Consider the following 23,891-nt stretch of genomic DNA (forward strand, 5'->3'; position numbering starts at 1 on the left):
TGCATGTACTCACAGCACAACGGCTATTTCGAGGCCTCTTTTTAGACGGCCTCGATCCACACTGAAAGTGACATTTTCTTAGAAAAGTTAAGGTGACATTTTCACAGACTATTGACACCCTTAACCAATCGCTTCCACAGAAAAAAAAGCGCATGCTTGCACGCCTTCAGCTTGATCATGTCGCGATCCCCGGTCAGCAGCAGCTTCTGAGCGCTGGCTCGCTCGCCCCGTCTGGCCAGCGCGATATAGACTGTGCCGGGCGGATGCCCTTCGGCCGGGTCGGGTCCGGCGGCTCCGGTCAGAGCGAGCGCCCAGTCCGCCTCCATTAACGCGGCCGCTTGCTCCGCCAGGCGCTCGGCCGTTCGCGCGCTGACCGCGCCGTACGGCGGCTCAGCCGTATCCGCCTGCTCAGGACCGGGAGCCGGCTCCAGCCAATCGGCCGGCACCTGCAGCAGGCGCTGCTTGACTGCATTCGTGTAACAGACGACGGAACCGGCGAACACACTCGAGCTGCCCGGCACACCGGTGAGCAGATCGCTCAGCTTGCCTCCCGTGCAGCTCTCGGCAGCTGCCAGCCGCTCTCCCCTGGCCAGCAGCAGCTCGGCTACAGCCTGCTCAAGCGGTATGTCCGTCTCTGCGTACAAATGATCGCCTACCCGCTTCCGAATTTCCCGCAGCAGAGGCGCAAGCTTCTCCTCAGCCTCCTGCTCGTTCGCCGCTCTGGTCGTCACGCGGACTGTCACTTCGCCTTCCTTCGCATAAGGAGCAAGCGTCGGGTCCTGCTGCCCTTCAATTAAGTCGAGCAGCTGCTTTTCCAGGCTGGACTCCCCGATGCCGGCGAAGCGGAGCATCCGCGAATAGAGCGGCTGCATGTCGGGAAGCCGCTGCCTGAGCCACGGCACCGCGTAGCGCGCGAACATCGGCCGCAGCTCCCGCGGCGGACCCGGCAGCAGAATTAGCGCGCAGCGCTCCCCTGCGTAGGCGCTGCCTACAGCCATGCCCGTATCGTTCGGCAGCGTATCCGATCTTCGAATCGTCAGCGCCTGGCGGCGGTTGCTCTCGGCCATCGTCAGCCCCCGCTCGCGGAAGAACGCCTCGATCTTCTCCAGCCCCGCGGCATCCATCTCCACCGTCTCGCCGAGAAATTCCGCGGTCACTTCTCTCGTCACATCGTCCTGCGTCGGCCCCAACCCGCCCGTCACGATCAGCAGGTCAGCCCGTTCCGCCGCAGCCTCCAGCGCCTCGCGAATGCGCGCAGGGTTGTCGCCGACAGCAGTATGGCGGAACACATTCAAGCCGAGACCGGCCAGCTCCGTGGACAAATACTGGGCATTCGTATTCGCAATTTGGCCCAGCAGCAATTCCGTGCCAACCGCGATAATCTCTGCTGATTCCAGCGTTTTGTTCATAGCAGTCAAAGCCCCTTCCCTTTATTCAGATGCAATCTGCTATTCATAGTAAATGCGCTGCTTTTTTTATCTAACCGCCAAGCGGTGTAGGCATTGACATGCCACTTTGTCGAGCGCCCCATTTATGTAGAAATCATGCTCCCGTTAAGTCGGCTCGCAACCTGCGCTGGCAAGCGAGAGTGCCGATTTGTCGGAGTACATCCCAGTGCGGAACATATACTGCCGTTGGCGGCCCCTGTACAAGCAGCGACACAGTTCCACTTTCCCCTGCCTAGTCCATCCCGTACTGGCGCTGGCAGTCTCCAACCGGAGCAGGAACGCCGGCTAACGGAACTGACAGACGTTATTTGCTCATTTTTCGCGCACTTCTCATTCTAACGGAACTCCTGGCCCTTAATACCGCAAAACTGGCCACAGCTCGCCCGAAACCTATTGCATAAGGTCTCTCAGTTCCGTTACAATTCCTTTCACTCCGAAATACACCCAATAGCGTCATCTACTTCCGTTAGCGCTCCGAGCTGACAGCAGCTTCCCGCTGTTCCAGCAGCAACGCTCGAACCACCAGCAGCTTCCCCGCCGTTCCAGCAGCAACGCCCGAATCACCAGCAGCTTCCCCGCCATTCCAGCACAGCGCTCGAACCACCAGCAACTTCCCGCCATTCCAGCATAACGCCCGAACCACCAGCAGCTTCCCGCCATTCCAGCACAGCACCCAACCACCAGCAACTTCCCGTCATTCCTGCCCACAACTCCGAACCGGCGCCCCCACATCACAGAAAAAACCCGTGAAAAACACAGGCTGCACTCATCGAGCGCCTCCTGCGCTTTCACAGGCTTTACTGGCCGCAGTCGGCATACAAATACAAACCCGTTGCACTCCTGCACAGCACCGGCAGCCGCGCGCGGAGCACGCTGCATCCCGACACCTATGCCTCGCTTTTTTCCGAGCCGTTGTTCGTCTCGTCCTTCTTGCGCGGCAAGTGGATGACCTGCTTGTTCTTGACGAAATAATCGATGCCCGAATAGATCGTGATGATGGCCGCCAGCCAGCTTGCAATCTGGTCAAACGGCACACCGATAAAAGTGAACGGGAAATTGTTCAACAGCAAAGCAATGATAGCCGTAATCTGGATCGCCGTCTTCCACTTGCCCCACTTGCTCGCGGCCATGACATGACCGTCCAGCAGCGCAATTTGCCGCAAGCCGGTAACCGCAAATTCGCGGCTGATAATGACGATGGCAATCCAAGCGTCAAGCTTGCCCATATCGACAAGCGATATAAGCACCGCTGCGATCAGCAGCTTGTCGGCAAGCGGATCGAGCAGCTTGCCCAAATTGGTCACAATCTTGTTCTTGCGCGCAATATAACCGTCCAACCCATCCGTGCTGGCTGCAAGAATGAAGATCAGCGTGGCGATAATCTGATTATACGTTATCGCAAAATCCGCAAACGTGATCCTCGGCAAATCCAACCGGACCAGCAAAAAAAACATGATGACCGGGACCAAAAAAATGCGTGCCAGCGTGATACGGTTGGCCAAATTCATACCGGTACTCCCTCCCCGGACAAGTCAAATTCGTAGGCGTGCGTAATTTTTACTTTGCGAATTTCGCCTATGTCCGTCTCGACACGGGAAACATACACTTCCCCGTCAATTTCAGGCGCGTCGAATTGGGAGCGTCCAATGTACACATCGTTGCGGCCGTCGTAGCGTTCGATCAAGACATCGATCGTCTTGCCCACATGACGGCTGTTCTGCTCGCTGGAAATGCGGCGCTGGATTTCCATCAGCGTATTCGCCCGCCATTCCTTCACATCCTCCGGCACTTGATCCGGCAAGCGGGAGGCAGGCGTGTCTTCTTCCTTCGAATAAGCGAACACGCCCAACCGGTCGAAGCGCACCTCCTCCACGAAACGGCACAGCTTCTCGAAATCCTCTTCCGTTTCGCCAGGGAAGCCTACAATCAGCGATGTCCGCAACGCGACGCTCGGAATGCGGCTGCGTATCTTCTCGATCAGCTCGCGCACATCGCGCTGTCTGCCCGGTCTGCGCATCTTTTTCAGTATATGATCTTCACTGTGCTGAAGCGGCATATCGATATACTTGCAGATCTTTGGATTGCTCGCAATTACGTCAATCAGCTCGTCGGTGAAAAATCCGGGATACGCATAATGCAAACGAACCCAGGCAATGCCCGGCACTTCCGATACCCGGTTCAACAGCTCGGGAAGCATAAAGGTATCGTACAGATCCGTGCCGTAATTGGTGGAATCCTGCGCGATCAGACTAATCTCGCGCACGCCTTGCTGGGCCAGGTTTTCCGCTTCAGCTACAATCGATTCGATGGAGCGGCTGCGGAACTTGCCCCGCATGATAGGAATACTGCAGAAGGTGCAGGCATTGTCGCAGCCTTCGGCAATTTTAATATAAGCCGTGTAACGCGGCGTAGTCAGCGTGCGGGGGAGCGCCTGCTCATAATTGAAAACCGGATTCCCGACCATCACCGGCTTGCGACCGAGCAGCGCTTCGTCGATAATTTCATTAATCTTATGGAAATCGCCCGTTCCTACAATCCCGTCAATTTCAGGCATTTCCTTCATCAGTTCTTCCTTGTAGCGCTGCGTCAGGCAGCCGGAGACAATCAGCGCCTTCAGATTGCCCGTGCGCTTCAGATCGGCCATATCGAGAATCGTATTGACCGACTCTTCCTTCGCCGCATCGATAAATCCGCATGTATTGACAATCATGACCGTTGCTTCCTCGTTGCTCTCCGCGATCGAGAAGCCGCGCTGCTGCACGAGACCGACCATGATTTCCGAATCTACGAGATTTTTCTCGCAGCCGAGTGTCGTCACTTTCACTTTCTCCGTCATTCGTGTTCCCCCATCGGTCCTATTCGAATTCTTAACAAAGTATAATACAAGCCCGAAAGGGTGTCAAAGACGGTTCCCTCCCGTCATTGCCCGCAATTTAACGATAGTTGACGAACTGCAGCGCAAGCGGCAAATCCGCCTCTCTCAGAATTTGCATAACCCGCTGAAGATCGTCCAGACTTTTTCCGCTGACACGGATTTGATCGCCTTGTATCTGGCTTTTCACCTTCAGCTTGCTGTCCCGGATCATGATGTTGATCTTCTTGGCGTTATCCTGATCAACCCCTTGTCTGAGCTTGATGTGCTGGCGCACAGTTCCCCCGGAGGCCGGCTCTACCTTGCCATAATCCAGACTTTTCACGGAAATGCCACGCTTCACCATCTTCGATTGGAGGATATCCAGCACACTGTTGAGCTTATATTCATCATCCGAGCTGACAACCAGCTGTCCGTCCTCCAGCTTGATTGCGCTCTTGCTGCCCTTGAAATCGTACCGGGTTTCGATTTCTCTTTCGGCCTGCTGCACCGCATTCGTCATTTCCTGCATATCCAGCTTCGATACGATATCAAAAGAGTGTTCGGAGGCCATAGACCATTCCCGCCTTTCCTAGATTTATTTCTTGTGAAAATTATACCAGCCCGCGTCATCAAAAAAAAGCACACAGGGGGAAGCTTTTTGCTTCCCGTTCCTGCGTGCATGTTTCTGTGCTCGAACTCATCGGGCTGCTATTCTGCCCTGCGGCGGGCCGGATCGCGGAACATATCCAGTACGCCCAGCACAATATGCGCCAAGCCGAAACCGAATATCCCATAGCCCCAGGCATCCGGTGTCAAATACCACCCGAGCAGGCTGACGACAACGCCAAGACCCGTTACTACCCAGCTAGCTGTCATGACATATACCCCCAGATTTAAATGGAATCTGATTCTACAGGTAGTATGTCCGATCTACCGGGGTTTATCCGCATTTACACCTCTGGAGTCGTATCAGCTTCCGCTTTGACCAAGTTGATTTGTACATTCCAAGGATTGCTTTCCTTGAGCTTTTCCTCCTCCAGCAGCACCCCGTTCACCCGAATTTCTGCGGAGCTCGGCTTGCCGAACCGTATCCAGACGGAGCCGTCGCTCACAATCCGGTCTGTATCTGCTTGGTGATACATGTTATTCCTGGCTTGCGTCTCGATTGGCGTGCCGTTGCTGTCCCCATGGCGCGCCACTACGTAGCAGTCGCCGTTCGGGAAAGCCAGCTCAATTTCGAGCTGATCCACGTTCGAAACCGAGTAGATGTAATTCGACCCGTCCTGGTTGACGTAAGCTACCTCCGGTTCGGGCTCTGCTTCAATCTCCGGCTCAGTCTCCGGCAGTGGATCCGCGACCGATTCCGCTCCATCGTTCTCCCCTGTGTCCGGCGCCACCTCGTCGGTGATGGGCGGATTCGTAATCTCCTCTTCAGGCTGATCCTTATTGTAGGCAACCGAATAAATCACAATCACGATAAGCAGAAGAAATGAAAACAATAAGAGCGATGTCATCCACTTGGAGATGCGGTCCATATTGGCAACCGAACGCCTGCGCGGCCTCCCTGCTTCCGGCTTCGGTTCAGCCTTGTTGTCAGGAATAACGTTCCGGTACAATCGCATGACTTCCTCTGGGTCCAGACCCACGGCCTCCGCATAGCTTTTGATGAAGGCTCGTGTATAAAAATTGCCCGGAAGCACCTTGAAATCGCCTTCCTCTATCGCTTCCAGGTAACGCTTGCGGATTTTTGTCGATTCTTGCAAATCCTCTAAAGTCAACTTGCGTTCATTGCGCGCTTTCTTGAGCAGCTGACCCAGATCGGACATAAGGCTCACCTCCTGATCCTTATTTTCGCTACGAAACAGCTTCGCATCAGAAGCCTTCTAGCTTGGAAGTAATGGCTTCCATATCGATGACCTCATCCGGGGTATGGCGCAGCTCCACGATGAAATCGAAATCCGCGTAATCATATTCCGATTCATTGACAAACACATCGGGGTGCTCGATCACCTTGGTTGAGGGCATATCCATAATCGTCTTTAACAGTTCGTAGTGCTTCTCGGTAGAGCGGAGCGTGCTGACAATGCCGTCGATAATGAAGATGTTGTCCGGCTTCATTTCTTCTTCGGACAGATGATTGCGTACGGTCTGCCGCAGCAAGGTCGAAGACACAAAGGTCCAGCGCTTGTTCGAACAGACGCTGCCCGCGATAATGGATTCCGTCTTGCCGACTCGCGGCATCCCCCGCAAACCGATAACTTGATTGCCTTCGCGCTTGAAAACTTCGCCAAGAAAGTCAACCAGCAGTCCCAGCTCGTCTCGTGTGAAGCGGAACGTCTTCCGGTCGTCGGAATCCCGTTCAATGTACCTTCCGTGCCGAACGGCCAAAATATCGACGAGGCGGGGCGAACGAAGCGCCGTAACCGTAATATTGCTTACCTTTGCCAACATGCGGCCCATCCATTCAATCTTCTCGTCGTCAGACGATTCCAGCAGCATCCCTCTAGTCCGATCCTCCACCCCGTTAATGGTCAAAATATTAATATTCAGCATACCCATCATTGAGGCAATATCTCCCAGCAAGCCGGGACGATTCTTATGTATGCGATATTCCATATACCATTGCTTCGGCTCTGTTTGTGACGGAGCATTGTGCGTTTCCTGGCTCACTCGATGCACCTCATTCATGCGTACAATTTAACATAGTTTTCTACAAACTTCGCCATTCTCCTGCTCGTTTGTTTGTGTTTTTCTCGAGAATTTCGCACTGGCATGGAAAAAACTTCTGCAAATAGAGAGAGCCCCCCCAGTTAAGAGGGGCACTGCCTTTTTTATTCCAAATTTACTTCTGATCAACCAGTTTCACCATCATGCGGGCCATCGTCTTGCGCTCTTCTTCTGTGCCCACTTGCCACAGCTGCTGCAGCAGGCGCTCCTCGCCGTTTTTCGGATCTACCTTGTCCTCCAGAAACTCGCCGATTTGAAACGCCAATTTGGCAATCATGTCCTCGCCCATACCGGAAGCCTGCGCCTGGTTGACACGCTCAGCCAGGAATGCTTTCCACTTGTCGAAAGTTTCCAAAACCGTTGACATTTTCGCTCCATCTCCTTTGTTTAAAAGTTAATGACGGCAACAGTCTTAATATGCGGAGATTCGGCGAAATTATGCGTATCTTACGTCTGCCAGCCGCCGTTCGGGCTGATGATCTGGCCATTGATGTAGCCCGATTCCGGCAGGGCGAGGAAATAAACCAGGGACGCAATCTCATCCGGCTGGGCAAACCGGCCTGCAGGAATATCCTCCTGCAAGGCCTGCTTCTCAGCTTGGTCAAAGCCAGCCATCATCTCGGTATCGACGACGCCGGGCGCGACAGCATTGACCGTTACCCCCGACGGCGCCAGTTCCTTCGCCAGCGACTTGGTCAAGGCATTCATGCCGCCCTTCGTGGCGGCATACAGCGCTTCGCAAGAGGCGCCCTTCTCTCCCCATACCGAGGAGATGTTGATAATCCGTCCGAACCGCTGGCTGATCATATGCGGCATGAACAGCTGGGAGCAAATGAACGTGCCCCGCAGGTTCAAAGCCATCACATCATCCCATACTTCATCGGTCAAATCGCTGAGCATGCCATAATGGCTGACAGCCGCGTTGTTCACCAAGATGTCCGGCTTGAAACCCTGCATATCCATCCGTTCCTTCAGCCGGATCACTTGCGTGCGATCGCGCAAATCGGCGGAGGCCGTCATTACCTGGCCGCCGAGCTTTATGCAGGCGCGGGCTGTTTCATTGGCCTCCTCATGCGCTTGCAAATAGTGGATGCAGATGTTCATACCGACCATTGCAAATCGTTTGGCAATTGCGGCGCCGATGCCTCTGCTTGCACCCGTGACAAGCACGGTCATTTCGGAAAGCGCTCGGTTCATCCGCGCTCACCGGAGGCAGCATTCTGCTCCTCGCTGGCCACAATCGAAACGGACTGCCTTTCCCATTCAAAGTGCGTTTGCAGGCGGCGCTCGATCCGGTCCAGGGTCATGGCCTCGTACTCATCCAGAATTGTGAAAAAATCAATGCCCTTGAACCGGTATTTTGTGAACTCATTTGCTATCGCTTCCGGTGAATTCAACATGCGCAAGTAAGCGCCGATCTTCTTGCGCTTGCTCCGCTCGAAGTCCTGCTCGGCAATGCCTGCCTGCCGAACCCGCTCCACCTCCTCGCGCACACGCTGCACCAGAAGCTCGGGGTCCCTGGTTTCCCCGCCGATGACGGAGAATGAATAGCCGGAGCCCCAGTTGTACTCGGTTGCGAACTGGTCCGAAATCAAGCGCTCCTCATACAATTTCTGAAAAGCCGCTGAGCTGGGTCCGAACAACAGATCGAGCAAAATCTTCATCTCAAGCTCCTGCCGCAGCGCTTCCGGCCCGCCTTCTGCTCCCGGCGTATCCTTGAAGCCGATCAAGCATTTTGGCAGCGACACCGGCAAGCGCGAGACACGCTTGGCTTCGCGCACATCAGCCGGCTCTTCCTCAAAAAACCGCTTGATCTCCGCCTGAGGCGCCATCTCCCGCTTCGCCTGATTGTCCCTGATCAAGAGCATCATCTCCTCCGGATCGACACCGCCCACTATGAACAGCACCATATTGGAGGGGTGGTAAAACGTGCGGTAGCACGTATAAAGAAGCTCTTTCGTAATTTGTGCGATAGAAGCTTTCGTCCCTGCTATATCGATATGTACCGGGTGCTTCTGGTACAATGCCTCGATCAAGCCGAAATACGCCCGCCAATCCGCATTATCCTGATACATGTCGATCTCCTGGCCGATAATGCCTTTTTCCTTCTCCACGTTCTCGTCGGTGAAATACGGATTCTGCACGAAATGCAAGAGCGTTTCCACATTTTCTGAAATCTGCTCGGTTGCCGAAAATAAGTAGGCGGTTCGGTCGAAGCTCGTGAACGCATTGGCCGATGCGCCCTGCGCTGCAAATTGGGCGAATATGTCGCCAGTCGGCTCTTCGAACATTTTATGCTCCAAAAAGTGGGCAATTCCGTCGGGGACACGCAGTTTTTCCTCGCCGGGAGGCTGAAAGTGATGATCCATCGAGCCATATTTGGCAGTGAAGGTCGCATAGGTCTTTTGAAAACCCGGCTTTGGCAAAATAAACACATCAAGCCCGTTCGGCAATCGATCATGTACAAGCGTCTCCTGCACCCGCTCATAATGCTTCGTCTGCATGGGCGTCCCCCTCCTTTCGGTCGCGCAGGAAATACACCGTGTCCAGTTCAACTTGTTCGGCAACGGCGCGAATCTGATCGCGGCTGACACTCTTCACCGCTTCCAGCAGCTGCTTGGGCGTTCGTGTCTTGCCTGACAAGACAGCATTGAAGTCAAAGCCGATCATCTCATGCGCCGAATCCTGAATTTCCCGCACATGGTTCGCAATCATGGCCTGGGTTTGCGCATATTCCACGTCAGAGATGTCCCCACGCTTCATCGCTTCCAACTGCTCTTTCATAATGGCCAGCGCCTGTTCGTATTTCTCGAACTCGATTCCGGATTGAATGGTCAAGATGCCTTTGTGGCCGTCGAAGCGGGATGAAGCATAGTAAGCCAAACTGGCCTTCTCCCGTACATTGACGAACATTTTCGAGTGCGGATATCCGCCCAATATTCCGTTGTACATCAGAGCGGCCGGATAATCGGCGTGCGCATACGTGATCGGCAGCCGCAGTCCCAGGTTCAACTTGCCCTGCTTGACATCCAGGCGGTCTGTTACGGTTTTCACCGTGCCGCGGCCCGCACGAACAGACACTTCAGGGTAAGCGGCCGGCTCGCCGCCGCTCAGACGGAAATGCTTCGCTACCAATTCCTTCACAGCATCCATCGACACATCGCCGACCACATACAGGTCGAGGGCGGCTTCGCGAATCCAGGCCTGATAGGCAGTGTACAAGTTTTCGGCATCCAGCCCCTTCAATTGATCCCGATTGCCCAGCGGATGGAGGCGATAGGGCTCGCCTTCGCACATTTCTTCTATGCAGCGCTCAGCCGCATAACGGATCTTGTCGTTGACAACAGCATCCAATCGCTTGCGAAGCGTTTCTTTTTCTTCCTCCACATATTTAGACGAGAATCCCCCTTGTTCGGTATGCGGATTTGTAATGGTTTCTCCCAAAAAAGACAGCGTCTCTGCAAGCAACGAACGATCATCCTGCACAAACTTGTCATTGATCACATCCATGCGGAATTGAACGATTTGCGCGTCCCCCCGCTTATAAATATCAAAGCCGAAGCCGGCTCCGTACAAATGATCCAGCGCTTCCCGGAATCGCTTCGTCTCCGGATAAGCAGCATTGCCGCGGCGCAGCACGAACGGCGCGAGCGCAGTCGGCGTCACCGTATCCTCCTCCAGCTTGCGGCCCATGAACATCGAGACAGCAAACGTCTTGAAGCGGTCTGTAGGCAGAACATGCAATCGGATAGGGCCTACTCGGTCCCGAATAAAGGTCAATTCCTGCAAGACCATTCTCCTTTCTTTGAGTGAGGTCAAACGTCCTTTCATCGCCTTATTCTAACCCAACTGGGTATCCAATACAAATAAACAAGACCCACAAAAGTGAAGCAAAGCTCTGAGGCGAATTCCGATTACTTTTGCGGGGCCCGGATTTGAACCCACAAAAGTGAAGCAAAGCTCCGAGGCGCATTCCGATTACTTTTGCAGGGCCCGGATTTGAACCCACAAAAGTGAAGCAAAGCTCCGAGGCGAATTCCGATTACTTTTGCAGGGCCCGTGAAGTGAATCCTTCGCCGCTTACTCCTGGTACCTTCACATTATAAAAAAAGCAACCCGCCAGCTGCCGGACATATGATCCGCTCGGCATCGGCCGGTTGCTAATGGCTATTCTCTACATACAGAAGATATGCTTGCCAATTTGTTTCACTTGTGGCCGGGTCCAAATCCATCCCGATGTAGCCGTGTCAGGGTTGAAGTAATAAATACAGCCGCCAGATGGGTCCCACCCGTTAATGGCATCCATAACCGCTTGCTTGGCCCTCTCATTTGGCGTCAGCCAAATCTGGCCGTCTGCCACAGCGGTGAAGGCTCTTGGCTGGAAGATGACCTCCGATACCGTATTCGGAAAGCTCGCGGATTTGATCCGGTTCAGGATGACGGCCGCCACAGCTACTTGTCCTTCGTAAGGCTCGCCCCTTGCTTCCCCATACACGGCATTAGCCATGAGGTTAAGATCATTGTCACTGAGCCCAAGATGGTTGGACGTCGCAATCTGTTGGCGGGCGCCGCCGCCCCCTCCGCCGCCGCCACCCGGATTGGCACCGAAATTCTCGTCGCCGGGACGCCAGTTTTTGGTCGCTTCCCATAGACGCAGCTTCGTCTTGGAACCGGCGATCCCGTCTACCGTCATGCCGAAAGCACTTTGGAAGTTTTTAACGGCGTTCAGCGTTTGGTAGCCGAAATCCCCATCCACATTTCCATGATAATAACCGAGAAATTTCAATCTCCCTTGCAATTCGCGAACATCGCTGCCCTGCGAGCCATATTTTATCGTGGCCTTACTGAAAGCAGGCTCCGAATCCCGCCAGTCCTTCCACTGGGCCAGAGAGAGCAGGGCAATCATCACGCAGCAAGTCACTAAGAGTAAACGAGTTTTCATCGGGCTTCACCTTTCTCTGTTCGTAGGCTTTTCGCATTGCGCTTCGCTTAGTATGAGAAAGGAATTCCCGTTCTATTCAAAGTTCCCCTAGGCTGGCTCTCGCCGCCACGGATAGTGAACATCACCCAAACATAGGAAAAAACTGCCTCCGGAACATGAGCACATGTTCCAAAGGCAGCTGCGGCGAAGCCATTAGGACGGAATTTGGCTATGGTTGTATTGTTCGAGGCTTACGAGCACCTCTCTGGGCTTGCTCCCTTCATAGGGACCGACTACCCCTTTGGCCTCCATGGCGTCAATCAGTCTTGCTGCGCGCGTATAGCCGATACGCATGCGGCGCTGAAGCAGCGATACCGAGGCCTGCTTGGCCTCCAGCACCACCTGAACAGCCTGATCGTACAGTTCGTCCTCCGCTTCCTGCGGCGCTGCAGAAGCCTCCTCCACGGTAGGCACCAGTTCCTCGCGATATACGGCTTCCTGCTGCGTCCTTACGAAATCGACGACCGCTTCTACCTCCTTGTCCGACAGGAAGGCTCCCTGTATACGGATCGGCTTGGAAGCGCCGACCGGCACGAACAGCATATCGCCGCGGCCCAGCAGCTTCTCTGCCCCGGCCGAATCGAGAATGGTGCGCGAATCGACTTGCGACGACACGCCGAACGCAATGCGCGAAGGGATATTGGCCTTGATTACGCCGGTGATTACATCCACGGAAGGACGCTGTGTCGCGATAATCAAGTGAATGCCGGCCGCACGCGCCATTTGCGCCAGACGGCAAATCGCGTCTTCCACGTCATTGGCGGCCACCATCATCAGATCTGCCAACTCGTCGACGATGACGACGATATAAGGCAGCTTTTTCTCTCCCTGCTGCTCCAGCAGCGCGTTATAGCCCTCAATGTTGCGCGTGCCGGACTTGGAAAATTGCTCATAACGCTGCTCCATTTCCTTCACGACCTTCTTCAGCGCAAGCGAAGCGCGGCGAGGATCGGTAACCACCGGTGCAAGCAGATGCGGAATGCCGTTGTATACATTAAGCTCGACCATTTTCGGGTCGATCATGAGAAACTTGACTTCATCCGGCTTGGCCTTGAACAACACACTCGTGATGATGCCGTTGATGCACACGGATTTCCCCGACCCTGTCGCCCCCGCAACTAGCAAATGCGGCATCTTCGCCAGATTGGCGACAATCGCTTGGCCGGATATGTCGCGCCCGAGCGCAATCGACAGCTTGGCGTCCGATTCGTGGAAGGCGGCGCTCTCCATAACCTCGCGCATCGAGACGATCGCCACCTCGCTGTTGGGCACCTCGATCCCAATTGCCGACTTGCCGGGGATCGGCGCCTCCATGCGGATATCCTTCGCAGCCAGCGCAAGCGCAATGTCGTCCGTCAGGCCGACAACCCGGCTCACCTTCACGCCGACGTCCGGCTGAATCTCATAGCGGGTGACGGACGGACCCCGGACCACCTCCAGAACCTTTGCCCGCACGCCAAAACTCTCCATCGTCTGCTCCAGCTTCCGGGCATTTGCCTGATAATCGAGAGAAGCGCCCGCACGCCCGCCTCCCGCAGGTTTCGCAAGCAGGTGAAAGGACGGAAGCGTATAAGGCTTTTCCTGTACGGGCTCGGCTTCGCCGACACCGAGCGCAAGATCCATCTCTTCTGACGGCTCCGCTTGCTCGCCGCGGCCTGGAGCGGGGGCTGAGGCTCCTGCCGGGACGCTGCCCATTCCCGCAGCGCTCGCCGCCCCCTCTTCCTTCGGAAAGCTGACGGTAAGCGTCCCCGGTCTCGTCTCGCTGATCAACGGCCCGTCCGCGGCGGCAGCAGCCGGATCGGCGCTTTCCTCGAACGGATCAGGCTCGAACGACGGCTCTGTCACAAACGGGTCGCCATCCAATTGGCCGGCGTCCGCGATATCCGCTTGCTCCTGCCACTCCTCCTGGAAATCGCGGAAGCGAATCGTATTGCCCCACTCTTCACTTTCTCCCCGAACGCCTGTCGAAGTCCCAGCCGGATCATAATCCGCTGGCTCCGAATCGCTCGGATAGATGTCGCTCTCCAGCTCCTCCTGGCGCGTTCCGGCTTCGGCGGACGACTTGTCCGACGCACGGAACAGATCGAAGAAGACCGGCTTCTTGCGCTCCTTCTTGCGTTCCTTTTCCGGCCAGTATGTCTCCTCGTCGATGCTTCCCTCCACAGGCTCCTCCAGGCGATCCGTCCCGACCACAAGCCTCGATGCCGTGCGCTTCGCCTGCCATTCCCGAACCTTGCGTCCTGTGTCTTGACCGATGCCGCGCAATGCGCCCCTGAGCTTCGTCCCCATCTCCACGTAGCTCCATCCGGTCAAGCACATGAAACCAATAGCGATCAGCGCAATTTCTATGAAGCGAGCGCCGAGCGTATCAAAGAGCAAGGAGCTGATGCCATAAACGAATGCGCCGACAAACCCGCCTCCGGCGGCCTGCTTGAATGCGGCATCACTGCCGCCGGGCTGAAACTTGTCCGATAAGTTCTGAAAAGGCTGGCTCATAATCTCTCTGGAGGTTGCGCCCCCCTCCGGCCTCAATTCCTGAAACAAACCGATATGTAAGTGCAGCGCATACGCGACCATCAGCAGCAGCAGGCCTGTCTTGCGGTAGGACCAGGACCGAGGCCATTCCCGCTTGACCATCACGTACACGCCTATATAAATCAGCACCAGCGGAAGCACAAAGTAAAGCTTGCCTGCTAAAAAAAAGCATAGGCTGCTTATGGCTCTCCCTACCGGACCAAGCCCAGGCAGTTCCCCTTTGCCGGCTATCGTTATCCAAGAAAGCATAATCAGCACTATGCCGTATATTTCAAATTTGAGGTTAGTTCCAAACGATTTTTTCTTTCGCTTTCTGGCCATGTCCGCACCCCCGCCTGTATTATATCACAACTTCGACGTCGTGCGAACACCCGTTCAGATTTAGCGGCTCAAATCGGAGATCCAATTGAATACGGTCCCCGGCATATAGGCCGGATTCAGATAGTCGTTGGGACGGGGGCTGAAGATGCGCACAATGCGCGCCTGCTGCTCGTCAATCGGCTCAATCTCCATCGTGATGCCGTTGATGACCACTTCTCTTGTGGGAGCGCGCTGGGAGTCCACCGGCTCCTGCATCACCTGCTCCAGCGGCACAATCGTATGGATCACTGCATATAACCCCCTTCCCTTGCTACGCGCCTTTCCTCAATCAAACGGTTCAGTTCCGCGATCGCGTCGCCAATGCCGCCCAAACGGTCAATCAGGCCATACGTGACCGCATCGGTGCCGACAACCGTCGTGCCGATATCGCGTGTCAGTTCGCCCGTCTTGAACATAAGCTCCTTCAGCTTCTCCTCCCCGATACGCGAATGGGCCATAATAAACCGGATGACTCTCTCCTGCATCTTATCCAAATACTCGAACGTCTGCGGTACGCCGATTACAAGTCCGTTCAGACGAATCGGGTGAATCGTCATCGTGGCTGTCTCCGCAATGAACGAGCAGTTCGCCGAAACGGCAATCGGCACGCCAATACTGTGACCACCGCCAAGTACAACCGTTACAGTCGGCTTTGATAGCGAAGCGATCATCTCCGCTATGGCGAGGCCCGCTTCCACATCGCCGCCCACCGTATTGAGGACTACCAAAATTCCTTCAATTTTCGGATTCGTCTCAGCCGCCACCAGCTGCGGAATCAAATGCTCGTACTTCGTTGTTTTGTTTTGCGGCGGCAGCGTCATATGTCCTTCCACCTGCCCGATGATGGTCAAGCAGTATAAATTCGAATCGGCTATGGGCGCTGTTGTTTGCCCCAGCTGTTGAATGGTGTCCGTGACGGTGTTTTTCTTGTCCGGCATTTCACCTACATCTTGTCTCCCTCTGTCTTGCGTCATTAGTCCGTCTCCTTTTCGCAGAACTTGCACGGCGTGGACAGGTCATGCGTCTCCATCCGATGCTTCATTTAGTATCCGCTAGGGAATCCGGCCTTCATGCATGCAAATCCCCCCTGCCGCAGGCAAGCCCGCTCCATTCTCCCCTTCCGCACGCAAAAAAAGCCCGTCACCGCAGCAGACGAGAGATTCCCGTCCGACGATGCCGAGCTTTTCATTTTCTGTTAAGTGACTTCGGTTCACGGATTCGCTATACTTCCATTATGATTGGAAGGATCATCGGTCTTCTTCGTGTTTGTTCGTACAAGAATCGACCCAGCGCTTCTTTGACGTGCGTTTTCAAGGAAGCCCATTCATTGACATTCTCGTTCATTAACTTGTTCAGCGTGTTCATGACGATCTTGTTTGCCTCATCCAGCAAGCCTTCCGATTCGCGCACGTATACGAAGCCGCGCGAAATGATGTCCGGCCCCGACAAGATACGTCCCTCTTGCTTGCTCAGGGTCACGACGACGACCAGAATTCCGTCCTGGGACAGCAGCTTGCGGTCGCGCAGAACGATATTGCCGACATCCCCGACACCCAATCCATCAATCAGCACGTTGCCGAATGGCACCTTGCCCGCTTTGCGCGCCTGTCCATTTTGAATTTCTACGGTATCCCCTATGTCGATCAGAAAAATATTTTCCGGCTCAACGCCCACTGCCTCGCCGAGCAAAGCATGATGGCGCAGCATGCGGAATTCCCCGTGAATCGGAATAAAATATTTAGGCCTCATCAGGTTCAGCATCAGCTTCAGCTCTTCCTGGCTGCCATGACCGGATACGTGTACGCCCGACATGCTTCCGCCATAGATCACCTTGGCGCCAAGGCGGAACAGTTCGTCCACAGTACGGCCAACGTACTTCTCGTTGCCGGGAATCGGCGTAGCAGCAATAACCACCGTATCGCCAGGCAAAATATCCACCTTGCGATGCGTCGATCTGGCCATTCGCGTCAAGGCAGACATCGGCTCGCCTTGACTGCCGGTCGAAAGGATCGCCACGCGATTTCCTGCAAGCTTGTTCACTTCCTCCGGTTCAATCAGCATGCCGTCAGGCACGTTCAAATAGCCCAGTTCAGCGGCAATATTCACCACATTGACCATGCTGCGTCCGACAACAGCGAGCTTGCGGTTCGTCTCGTAAGCCGCTTCAATGACTTGCTGAATGCGATGAATATTGGAAGCGAAGGTGGCAACCACGACGCGCTGCTGCGCTTGTTGGAACACTTCCTTCAGTTCCTTGCCCACGCTTTTCTCCGAAGGAGTGAACCCGGGGCGCTCCGCGTTCGTACTGTCCGAAAGCAGCGCCAACACACCACGGTTTCCGATTTCCGCCATCCTGTGAAGATCCGCGTACTGATCATTAACCGGCGTATGGTCAAACTTGAAGTCGCCCGTGTGCACGACCAGTCCTTCAGGCGTGTCCAGGCAGACCCCGACGGAATCCGGTATGCTGTGGTTCGTCTTGAAGAACGTAGCTGTCATGCTGCCGAGCTTCACTTCCGAATCGGCATTGATCAAGATACGTTTCGTTTCGCCCAGCAAACCGGCTTCCTTCAGCTTGCTTTCTACGAGTCCGAGCGTTAATTTCGTACCGTATACAGGCACATTCAGGTTGCGAAGCACATAGGGCAATCCGCCAATGTGATCTTCGTGGCCATGTGTGAGCAAGATAGCGCGAACCTTGTCGCGATTGTCCAAGAGATAGGAAATATCAGGAATGACAATATCTACCCCAAGCATATCTTCATCCGGGAATTTCAACCCGGCATCAATGACTACAATATCGTTGCCGTATTGCACACAGTACATGTTCTTGCCAATTTCACCCACGCCGCCTAGAGCGAAAATGGTCACTTTATCATTATTCTTTTTTGACACTTGTAAACCTCCTATACATTATTGACGACGATCAAAATAGGAAACCGTTTCTAAAAAAACCGCACTTAGTCACTTAGAAAACATTATACATGAACAGAAAGCGAAAACACAAGGGAACTGCTGTTATGTATTAGAATACCCAAAAAAACAAATCGATGCCGAGACATCGATTTGTCTGCGAAAGATGTTCTTGGATAAAGCCCGCTGTACGTGCTACGCAAACAGCTGGCTGATCAGCTTCTTCTCGTGTTCGTTAGCCTCGACCAACGGCAAGCGCACCGAACCTACAGGCAAGCCCTTCAGTCCAAGCGCATACTTGACGGGAACCGGATTCGGGCAGACGAACAAGCCGTTAAATATCGGCAGCAGCTCGCGATGCAAGCGTCCGGCTTCCTCCGGATTGCCCTGCTCGAATGCGTTGATCATGGCACGAATCTCCTTGCCGATCAAATGCGAGGCAACGCTTACGACCCCATAACCGCCTACTGACAGGATCGGCAGCGTCATGCCGTCATCTCCGCTGTAAATGCGAAAGCCTTCGGCAGCGTGACTGCGTATTTCGGCGATTTGCTCCAGATCGATTGATTCTTTGACCGCAACGACATTGTCCAGGAACGACAAGCGGATCGTCGTCTCCGGATTGATGTTGACCCCCGTACGTTTCGGGATGTTGTACAGCATGACTGGCAGGTCTGTGGATTCGGCAATTGCCTGGAAGTGCTGGTAAAGCCCTTCTTGCGTCGGACGATTGTAATAAGGCGCGACGAGCAGCAAACCGTCGACTCCGAGCTTCTCTGCCTCCTTGCTGAGATGAATCGAATGCGCCGTATTATTGCTGCCTGTTCCGGCCAGGACCGCACAGCGCTTATTTGCTTTTTCTACGGCAAAGGCGAACAGGCGCAGCTTTTCTTCATCCGACAATGTCGGCGACTCGCCCGTCGTGCCGCATACTACCAATCCGTCCGTTTCCTGCTCCACGATGAGATGCTCAATCAGCTCGGCCGTTCGTGCCCAATCGATTTCGCCGTTGGCGTCGAACGGGGTCACCATCGCCGTAATTACTTTTCCAAAATCCACAATGAACTTCCTCCTTCACAACCTTCAACCTGCCAGATGAAGCTGAAATTGATCATGCAGCGACCGCACGGCCGCCTCCATATGTCCGCCCTGCACGAGCACCCAGATCGTCGTATGCGAATCCGCGGATTGCAGGATCGGGATATCCTTCGAAGTCAAGGACTCGACGATGCGCGCCATGATGCCGGGCACTCCCGACATGCCGCCGCCGATTACCGAAACCTTCGCGCAGTTGCGTGTCAGGCGCGCTTCAAGGCCAAGCTTATGCAGAACTTCATGGGCGCGGTCCGCCTCGCTGTCGAAAACCGTATACACCACACCAGAAGGATTTACATTGATAAAATCCACACTAATGCGGTGCTGGGCCATCGATTTGAAGACGGCCAGCTGCAGATCATACTGCCCTTCCGGCGCCGTTATTTGTATTTGCGTAATATGCGGAACGCTGGCGATACCTGTTATAAGGCGATCTTGAACAGGCCGTTCCCCCTGAGCAGCCTCCGGAGCAGTCACGAGCGTGCCCTCCTCGTCGGAAAATGTCGAACGCACGCGCACCGGAATATTGCCCTGCATAGCCATTTCCACGGCCCGCGGATGAATCACCTTGGCGCCGTTTTGCGCGAGGTGGCATATTTCATTGTACGACACGCGCTCCAAAGGCACCGCGTTCTCGACAATTCGCGGGTCGGCCGTCAGAATGCCATTTACATCTGTGAAGATATCGACTCGTTCCGCCTTAAGCGCCGCTCCCAGCGCTGTGGCTGTCGTGTCGCTGCCGCCTCTGCCCAGAGTCGTGATATCGCCTGATTTCGTTCTTCCCTGGAAGCCCGTCACGACGACAACATGCCCGGCATCCAGCAGGGCGCGCACGCGATCAGGCTCGATCATGACAATCTGCGCGTTGCCGAAATCGTCATTGGTCACGATCCCCGCCTGGCCGCCGGTCAACACAACAGCAGGCAGCCCTTCCGATCGCAACAGGCTGCACATCGTTGCAGCCGAAATCAGCTCCCCGCAGTGCAGCAGCAGGTCGGTCTCTCTCTCAGGCAGCCGGTCTCCGTTATCGCGAATCCACTGCAGCAGCGTATCGGTCGCATAAGGATCGCCGCTTCGCCCCATGGCGGAAACAACGACTGCAATGCGATATTGCTGCTCGAGAGCATGCTTCACTTGCCGGATGGCATGCTTTCTCGCTTCAGGCGTGGACAAGGACGTGCCGCCGAATTTTTGAACAAGAATTCGCATGAAGCTCTCTCCACCCATCTTTATTTCTGGAAGCGACGGGCGAGATGCGTCCTGAGTTTAGTTTCAGGCTTTTTCTTGTTTTATGGCAATGTATTCTGCGATTTGCACCGCGTTCCATGCTGCGCCCTTGAGCAAATTATCGGAAACGATCCATAGATTCAACGCACGCGGGTGACTTATATCTTTGCGCACGCGGCCAACGAATACGTCCAGCTTGCCAGCCGCATCGGTTGCCAATGGATATACTTGATTCGCCGGATCGTCCTGCAGCACAACTCCCGGTGCATCGGACAATATTTGTTTCGCTTCTTCTAGATCAAAATCCTTCTTAAACTCGACATAAACCGATTCGGAATGCCCATAGACAACCGGAATCCGGACACATGTCGCCGTAACTTCAATGGATTCGTCATCCATAATTTTTTTCGTCTCGCGAATCATCTTCATCTCTTCCAGGGTATAGCCGTTGTCCTGGAATTTATCAATCTGCGGAATGGCATTGAACGCAATCTGGTGCTTCACCGGCAAGGAACCTACCGGCAGAACATCCGGATTCGCCTCATTGCCGGCAAGCACTTCACGCGATTGGCGCAGCGTTTCTTCGATCGCTTTCGCTCCCGCGCCCGATACAGCCTGATACGTCGACACGATGATGCGGGCGATGCCGTAACGGTCGTGCAGAGGCTTTAATGCGGCGACCATCTGAATGGTCGAGCAGTTCGGGTTGGCGATAATGCCCTTGTGTTCGTTAATCTTGTCAATGTTCACTTCCGGCACTACCAGCGGCGTATCCGGGTCCATGCGGAAGGCATTGGTGTTATCGATACAGATGGCTCCGCGCTCTACAGCCGCCGGAGCCAGCTCGCGGCTCACGTCGCCGCCTGCGCTGAACAGCGCAATTTCCACACCTTCGAAGCTCTCCGGCTTCGCTTCCTCTACCGTCAGCTCCTGGCCCTTGAAGGTCAGCTTCTTGCCAGCCGAGCGTGCAGAAGACAACAACTTCAATGATTTGACGGGGAAATTCCGTTCTTCCAACAGCTTGAGAATTTGCTCACCTACGGCGCCTGTTGCACCTACGATTGCTACTTGAAATTGCTTTTGATTCGACATCTCCTAGCTTCCCCTCTCCTCTATTTTCCTATTTTATATCCGCTTCATGTGTGCGATTCCGGTTGCGGTGCAGACACGTAACGAAATTTCTCGCAAAGCATCGGCTGCAGCTGCTTGCCCTGATAGGCGGCTTCGCACGCTTCCAGTGCAAGCTCCATCCGGGACACAAGCGAGTTCGGCTTCACTTCAGGCGCATCCTGCCCGAACGGCACGAAGTAGATATTTTTGGTATTCATCAATTTCGCAAGATTAGATGCATTCAATCCCAGCGCATCATTGGTAGAAATAGCTAAGACAAGCGGACGCTGATTGCGCAGCTGGGCTTTGGCGGCCATTAGCACCGGACTGTCTGTCATGGCATTCGCCAGCTTGCTCGTCGTATTGCCGGTGCAAGGCGCAATAAGCATAATATCCAGCTTCTTGGAAGGCCCCAACGGCTCTGCGTCTACAATTGAAGAAATGATATCATTCCCTGTCATTTCTTTCAACTGTTTTTGCCAATCCTCCGACTTGCCGAAGCGGGTATCCGTCTGCATAACGGTCTCGGTGGCAATCGGGATCACGTTGGCGCCCGTATCCACAAATTGCTTGATAATCGGCATGATTTCCGGCAGCGTGCAATGGGAACCAGTCAAAGCAAATCCGATCGTAACATCCTTCCAATTCATTCCTCATTCCCCCGTTTCGAAAAATCCTCCATGATCAATCGGGACACGCAGCTCGCGATGATGCGTCCCGCCGTCTTCGGCGCGACAATTCCGGGCAGCCCCGGCGCGAGCATCGCTTTGATCCCCCGTCTTTCGGCATAGCGGAAATCCGTACCGCCGGGCTTGGAGGCCAAATCGATAATGAAGGCATGGTGAGGAAGATTGGCTATGACTTGCGCTGTGACTATCATAGATGGAATTGTATTAAAAAGCAAGTCAACTTCCTTCGCCTTTTCACTGACCGAATGCGTGTAGAACGGCTCAAATCCCATCTCCAATGCCCTGGCGAAATGATCCTCCCGTCTTACGCCAACCATCGCCTTCGCGCCCAATCCCTGCAGCGTTCTGGCCATCGTAACGCCGGTTCTGCCGAAACCGAGCACCATCGCCCGGGAACCATGTATCGTGAAATCCGTATTTTGAATCGCAATCATCAACGCCCCTTCAGCGGTGGGAATTGAATTGTAGATGGCCACATCATCCCGTTCCAATAACTCCACCAGGCGCACCTGATAATCCTGGCACAGCTGCTTCAACTTAGGTTTGGCCATGCCTGTATACATGACAGCGTGGGCATTGATGCTCTTGAAGTGCTTTTCTTCCAATTGAATGGGTTCTGCAGCAAACACCGAATCGATCTTGCCGTCGTCATCCATGCCGACAACCGGCAGCAAAATCGCGTCCGCCTCGCACAGTAGCGATTCGGACAGCTCCGCCTTGCTCACGCCGCCATATTGATTTTGCAAATTATCGAATCCGACCAAAGTCACGCTTGCGTCCAATTCAGCCAGTCTGTGAATCACTTCCAGCTGTCTGGCATCGCCGCCAATCAATACAGCGTTCAGACCTGTCAGCATAACGGATAGGTTCACTCCTTTCTGCGCCCTTTTCCAATACCTCATCGTATGCATGCGCCCAAATAGTGGTGACTGCTTTCCCGTCTGCCGCTCCAACTGGCTCGAATGCTTGCCGCAGTACATGCATTTCGTTCGCTATCCCCTTCGCTCAGCTTTGCAGCCACGTCGCTGCAATTGCCGCAGATACGATTTATTGCAGCGCTGACCGAGTGTAAAATAAATCGTAGTTTGCCGATGGGATACTATATGCTTCGATTTCAAGAAAGGCGAATGGCGATGTGTGTTTGGGGTGATCAATACGTGGTCTGGCGAGATCGATGCCTAAACCGGGTGAGAGCTCTGAGAGGAGAGGAGTGGCGATCGTTTGCGCAAAATTGCCTGCGAGTTGTTGCCGATTAAGTTTCGCTGAATGAGAAAAGCTGATGTTCCCGAACCACTAAAAGTTTAGCTGAGCGAAAGGGATAGCGACCAATAGAAGTTGAAATCAACTCCAGCTGCCCACAGCATTCGCCTGAACTCTATCTTTGACAGGAACACAAATAAAACGCCGATAACGGCGTTTCAGAAAAGCATATTGGCCTGAAGCGACATTCCCATTCCCGCAAAATGCCGATTAGATCGTTGAGCTCGCTCGCGCCGGGCGCAAAACCACAAACGAATGCGCCCGGCACTCTTCCGAATTAAATGAAAGGCTATTAGCTGCGGCCGGTATGGCCGAACCCGCCTTCCCCCCGAACACTTGCGGGGAGCTCATCCGTTTCTACAAATGTCGTCACCGGTACGGTCTGGAAGACCATCTGTGCAATGCGCTCGCCGCGTTCGATGCGGAACGCCTCCTGCCCCAGATTGATCAGGATCACTTTGATCTCTCCCCGGTAATCAGCATCGATCGTACCCGGGGTGTTCAAGCAGGTAATGCCGTGCTTGGCTGCCAGACCGCTGCGCGGCCGAATTTGCGCTTCCAATCCGGGAGGCATGGCCATGGCGATGCCGGTCGGAATCAGGGCGCGCTCGCCCGGAGCCAGCTCTACCGGCTCTCCGACAGCGGCAAACAAGTCGTAACCGCTGGCAAGCTCGGACATCTTGCGAGGCATC

Annotated in this window: 24 protein-coding genes; all 24 read right to left on the reverse strand. The window is 54.5% G+C overall.

Annotated elements, in window-relative coordinates; genetic code table 11:
* Nucleotides 1–101: 101 nt before the first annotated feature.
* The gene (locus tag XYCOK13_RS06910) at nucleotides 102–1,409 is read right to left on the reverse strand and encodes a competence/damage-inducible protein A (RefSeq protein WP_213411159.1); all 1,308 of its coding nucleotides are present in this window, start codon (nucleotides 1,407–1,409) and stop codon (nucleotides 102–104) included.
* A 505-nt stretch (nucleotides 1,410–1,914) separates the two neighbouring features.
* Nucleotides 1,915–2,121 carry a hypothetical protein gene (locus tag XYCOK13_RS06915; RefSeq protein WP_213411160.1) on the reverse strand — a complete coding sequence of 69 codons (207 nt, stop codon included), beginning with the start codon at nucleotides 2,119–2,121 and terminating at the stop codon, nucleotides 1,915–1,917.
* Nucleotides 2,122–2,335: 214 nt separating this feature from the next.
* Nucleotides 2,336–2,956, reverse strand: coding sequence for a CDP-diacylglycerol--glycerol-3-phosphate 3-phosphatidyltransferase (gene pgsA, locus XYCOK13_RS06920; protein WP_213411161.1), 621 nt, complete (start codon nucleotides 2,954–2,956; stop codon nucleotides 2,336–2,338).
* Nucleotides 2,953–4,284 (reverse strand): 30S ribosomal protein S12 methylthiotransferase RimO, encoded by a 1,332-nt coding sequence (gene rimO, locus XYCOK13_RS06925; RefSeq protein ID WP_213411162.1) that lies wholly within the window; start codon nucleotides 4,282–4,284, stop codon nucleotides 2,953–2,955. Before rimO ends, pgsA begins: the two co-directional genes overlap by 4 nt.
* A 97-nt stretch (nucleotides 4,285–4,381) precedes the next feature.
* Nucleotides 4,382–4,873, reverse strand: a complete 492-nt coding sequence (locus XYCOK13_RS06930) for a YajQ family cyclic di-GMP-binding protein (RefSeq protein WP_213411163.1) — start codon at nucleotides 4,871–4,873, stop codon at nucleotides 4,382–4,384.
* 137 nt (nucleotides 4,874–5,010) lie between these two features.
* Nucleotides 5,011–5,178 (reverse strand): hypothetical protein, encoded by a 168-nt coding sequence (locus XYCOK13_RS06935; RefSeq protein ID WP_213411164.1) that lies wholly within the window; start codon nucleotides 5,176–5,178, stop codon nucleotides 5,011–5,013.
* A gap of 74 nt (nucleotides 5,179–5,252) precedes the next feature.
* Nucleotides 5,253–6,128: a helix-turn-helix domain-containing protein gene (locus XYCOK13_RS06940; RefSeq protein ID WP_213411165.1), complete on the reverse strand. Its 876-nt coding sequence runs from the start codon at nucleotides 6,126–6,128 to the stop codon at nucleotides 5,253–5,255.
* A gap of 46 nt (nucleotides 6,129–6,174) precedes the next feature.
* Nucleotides 6,175–6,918 (reverse strand): DUF3388 domain-containing protein, encoded by a 744-nt coding sequence (locus tag XYCOK13_RS06945; protein WP_244865056.1) that lies wholly within the window; start codon nucleotides 6,916–6,918, stop codon nucleotides 6,175–6,177.
* 226 nt (nucleotides 6,919–7,144) lie between these two features.
* Entirely contained in the window at nucleotides 7,145–7,396 is a 252-nt protein-coding gene (locus XYCOK13_RS06950) for a DUF3243 domain-containing protein (protein ID WP_213411167.1), read from the reverse strand.
* 80 nt (nucleotides 7,397–7,476) lie between these two features.
* Nucleotides 7,477–8,226, reverse strand: coding sequence for an elongation factor P 5-aminopentanone reductase (ymfI, locus tag XYCOK13_RS06955; protein ID WP_244865049.1), 750 nt, complete (start codon nucleotides 8,224–8,226; stop codon nucleotides 7,477–7,479).
* A complete protein-coding gene (gene yfmH, locus XYCOK13_RS06960) occupies nucleotides 8,223–9,533 on the reverse strand; it encodes an EF-P 5-aminopentanol modification-associated protein YfmH (RefSeq protein WP_213411168.1) in 1,311 nt (436 codons plus the stop codon). The genes ymfI and yfmH overlap by 4 nt, the downstream gene beginning before the upstream one ends.
* On the reverse strand, nucleotides 9,514–10,824 hold the full coding sequence (gene yfmF / locus XYCOK13_RS06965; RefSeq protein WP_244865050.1) for an EF-P 5-aminopentanol modification-associated protein YfmF: 1,311 nt from the start codon (nucleotides 10,822–10,824) through the stop codon (nucleotides 9,514–9,516). The genes yfmH and yfmF overlap by 20 nt, the downstream gene beginning before the upstream one ends.
* Nucleotides 10,825–11,203: 379 nt before the next feature.
* On the reverse strand, nucleotides 11,204–11,971 hold the full coding sequence (gene sleB / locus XYCOK13_RS06970) for a spore cortex-lytic enzyme (protein WP_213411170.1): 768 nt from the start codon (nucleotides 11,969–11,971) through the stop codon (nucleotides 11,204–11,206).
* A gap of 192 nt (nucleotides 11,972–12,163) precedes the next feature.
* The gene (locus tag XYCOK13_RS06975; RefSeq protein WP_213411171.1) at nucleotides 12,164–14,866 is read right to left on the reverse strand and encodes an FtsK/SpoIIIE family DNA translocase; all 2,703 of its coding nucleotides are present in this window, start codon (nucleotides 14,864–14,866) and stop codon (nucleotides 12,164–12,166) included.
* A 60-nt stretch (nucleotides 14,867–14,926) separates the two neighbouring features.
* A complete protein-coding gene (locus tag XYCOK13_RS06980; protein ID WP_213411172.1) occupies nucleotides 14,927–15,154 on the reverse strand; it encodes a YlzJ-like family protein in 228 nt (75 codons plus the stop codon).
* Entirely contained in the window at nucleotides 15,151–15,843 is a 693-nt protein-coding gene (locus XYCOK13_RS06985) for a ClpP family protease (protein WP_280520882.1), read from the reverse strand. The genes XYCOK13_RS06980 and XYCOK13_RS06985 overlap by 4 nt, the downstream gene beginning before the upstream one ends.
* A 114-nt stretch (nucleotides 15,844–15,957) precedes the next feature.
* Nucleotides 15,958–16,119 (reverse strand): hypothetical protein, encoded by a 162-nt coding sequence (locus XYCOK13_RS06990; protein WP_213411174.1) that lies wholly within the window; start codon nucleotides 16,117–16,119, stop codon nucleotides 15,958–15,960.
* Between the two features lie 7 nt (nucleotides 16,120–16,126).
* Entirely contained in the window at nucleotides 16,127–17,800 is a 1,674-nt protein-coding gene (locus XYCOK13_RS06995) for a ribonuclease J (RefSeq protein ID WP_213411175.1), read from the reverse strand.
* A gap of 213 nt (nucleotides 17,801–18,013) precedes the next feature.
* Entirely contained in the window at nucleotides 18,014–18,877 is an 864-nt protein-coding gene (gene dapA / locus XYCOK13_RS07000; RefSeq protein ID WP_213411176.1) for a 4-hydroxy-tetrahydrodipicolinate synthase, read from the reverse strand.
* 24 nt (nucleotides 18,878–18,901) lie between these two features.
* The gene (dapG, locus tag XYCOK13_RS07005; protein WP_213411177.1) at nucleotides 18,902–20,122 is read right to left on the reverse strand and encodes an aspartate kinase; all 1,221 of its coding nucleotides are present in this window, start codon (nucleotides 20,120–20,122) and stop codon (nucleotides 18,902–18,904) included.
* A gap of 63 nt (nucleotides 20,123–20,185) precedes the next feature.
* On the reverse strand, nucleotides 20,186–21,232 hold the full coding sequence (locus tag XYCOK13_RS07010; protein ID WP_213411178.1) for an aspartate-semialdehyde dehydrogenase: 1,047 nt from the start codon (nucleotides 21,230–21,232) through the stop codon (nucleotides 20,186–20,188).
* Between the two features lie 44 nt (nucleotides 21,233–21,276).
* Nucleotides 21,277–21,900: a dipicolinate synthase subunit B gene (locus tag XYCOK13_RS07015; protein ID WP_213411179.1), complete on the reverse strand. Its 624-nt coding sequence runs from the start codon at nucleotides 21,898–21,900 to the stop codon at nucleotides 21,277–21,279.
* Complete coding sequence (dpsA, locus tag XYCOK13_RS07020) at nucleotides 21,897–22,796, reverse strand: dipicolinate synthase subunit DpsA (protein WP_213411180.1); 900 nt, start codon at nucleotides 22,794–22,796, stop codon at nucleotides 21,897–21,899. The genes XYCOK13_RS07015 and dpsA overlap by 4 nt, the downstream gene beginning before the upstream one ends.
* Before the next feature lie 695 nt (nucleotides 22,797–23,491).
* Complete coding sequence (gene dut / locus XYCOK13_RS07025; protein ID WP_373314351.1) at nucleotides 23,492–23,890, reverse strand: dUTP diphosphatase; 399 nt, start codon at nucleotides 23,888–23,890, stop codon at nucleotides 23,492–23,494.
* Nucleotide 23,891: the final 1 nt, after the last annotated feature.

It is taken from the genome of Xylanibacillus composti, from assembly GCF_018403685.1.
In the GTDB taxonomy this organism is placed as follows: domain Bacteria; phylum Bacillota; class Bacilli; order Paenibacillales; family K13; genus Xylanibacillus; species Xylanibacillus composti.

What these genes read in the sequence shown, in the direction of transcription:
- XYCOK13_RS06910 (WP_213411159.1), bottom strand. Translation starts at nt 1,409, where the DNA reads ATGAACAAAACGCTGGAATCAGCAGAGATTATCGCGGTTGGCACGGAA.
- yfmF (WP_244865050.1), bottom strand. Translation starts at nt 10,824, where the DNA reads ATGGTCTTGCAGGAATTGACCTTTATTCGGGACCGAGTAGGCCCTATC.
- XYCOK13_RS06975 (WP_213411171.1), bottom strand. Translation starts at nt 14,866, where the DNA reads ATGGCCAGAAAGCGAAAGAAAAAATCGTTTGGAACTAACCTCAAATTT.
- sleB (WP_213411170.1), bottom strand. Translation starts at nt 11,971, where the DNA reads ATGAAAACTCGTTTACTCTTAGTGACTTGCTGCGTGATGATTGCCCTG.
- XYCOK13_RS06985 (WP_280520882.1), bottom strand. Translation starts at nt 15,843, where the DNA reads ATGCCGGACAAGAAAAACACCGTCACGGACACCATTCAACAGCTGGGG.
- dut (WP_373314351.1), bottom strand. Translation starts at nt 23,890, where the DNA reads ATGCCTCGCAAGATGTCCGAGCTTGCCAGCGGTTACGACTTGTTTGCC.
- XYCOK13_RS06930 (WP_213411163.1), bottom strand. Translation starts at nt 4,873, where the DNA reads ATGGCCTCCGAACACTCTTTTGATATCGTATCGAAGCTGGATATGCAG.
- yfmH (WP_213411168.1), bottom strand. Translation starts at nt 9,533, where the DNA reads ATGCAGACGAAGCATTATGAGCGGGTGCAGGAGACGCTTGTACATGAT.
- ymfI (WP_244865049.1), bottom strand. Translation starts at nt 8,226, where the DNA reads ATGAACCGAGCGCTTTCCGAAATGACCGTGCTTGTCACGGGTGCAAGC.
- dapG (WP_213411177.1), bottom strand. Translation starts at nt 20,122, where the DNA reads ATGCGAATTCTTGTTCAAAAATTCGGCGGCACGTCCTTGTCCACGCCT.
- XYCOK13_RS06945 (WP_244865056.1), bottom strand. Translation starts at nt 6,918, where the DNA reads ATGGAATATCGCATACATAAGAATCGTCCCGGCTTGCTGGGAGATATT.
- XYCOK13_RS07015 (WP_213411179.1), bottom strand. Translation starts at nt 21,900, where the DNA reads ATGAATTGGAAGGATGTTACGATCGGATTTGCTTTGACTGGTTCCCAT.
- XYCOK13_RS06935 (WP_213411164.1), bottom strand. Translation starts at nt 5,178, where the DNA reads ATGACAGCTAGCTGGGTAGTAACGGGTCTTGGCGTTGTCGTCAGCCTG.
- XYCOK13_RS07010 (WP_213411178.1), bottom strand. Translation starts at nt 21,232, where the DNA reads ATGTCGAATCAAAAGCAATTTCAAGTAGCAATCGTAGGTGCAACAGGC.
- dpsA (WP_213411180.1), bottom strand. Translation starts at nt 22,796, where the DNA reads ATGCTGACAGGTCTGAACGCTGTATTGATTGGCGGCGATGCCAGACAG.
- XYCOK13_RS06940 (WP_213411165.1), bottom strand. Translation starts at nt 6,128, where the DNA reads ATGTCCGATCTGGGTCAGCTGCTCAAGAAAGCGCGCAATGAACGCAAG.
- rimO (WP_213411162.1), bottom strand. Translation starts at nt 4,284, where the DNA reads ATGACGGAGAAAGTGAAAGTGACGACACTCGGCTGCGAGAAAAATCTC.
- pgsA (WP_213411161.1), bottom strand. Translation starts at nt 2,956, where the DNA reads ATGAATTTGGCCAACCGTATCACGCTGGCACGCATTTTTTTGGTCCCG.
- XYCOK13_RS06950 (WP_213411167.1), bottom strand. Translation starts at nt 7,396, where the DNA reads ATGTCAACGGTTTTGGAAACTTTCGACAAGTGGAAAGCATTCCTGGCT.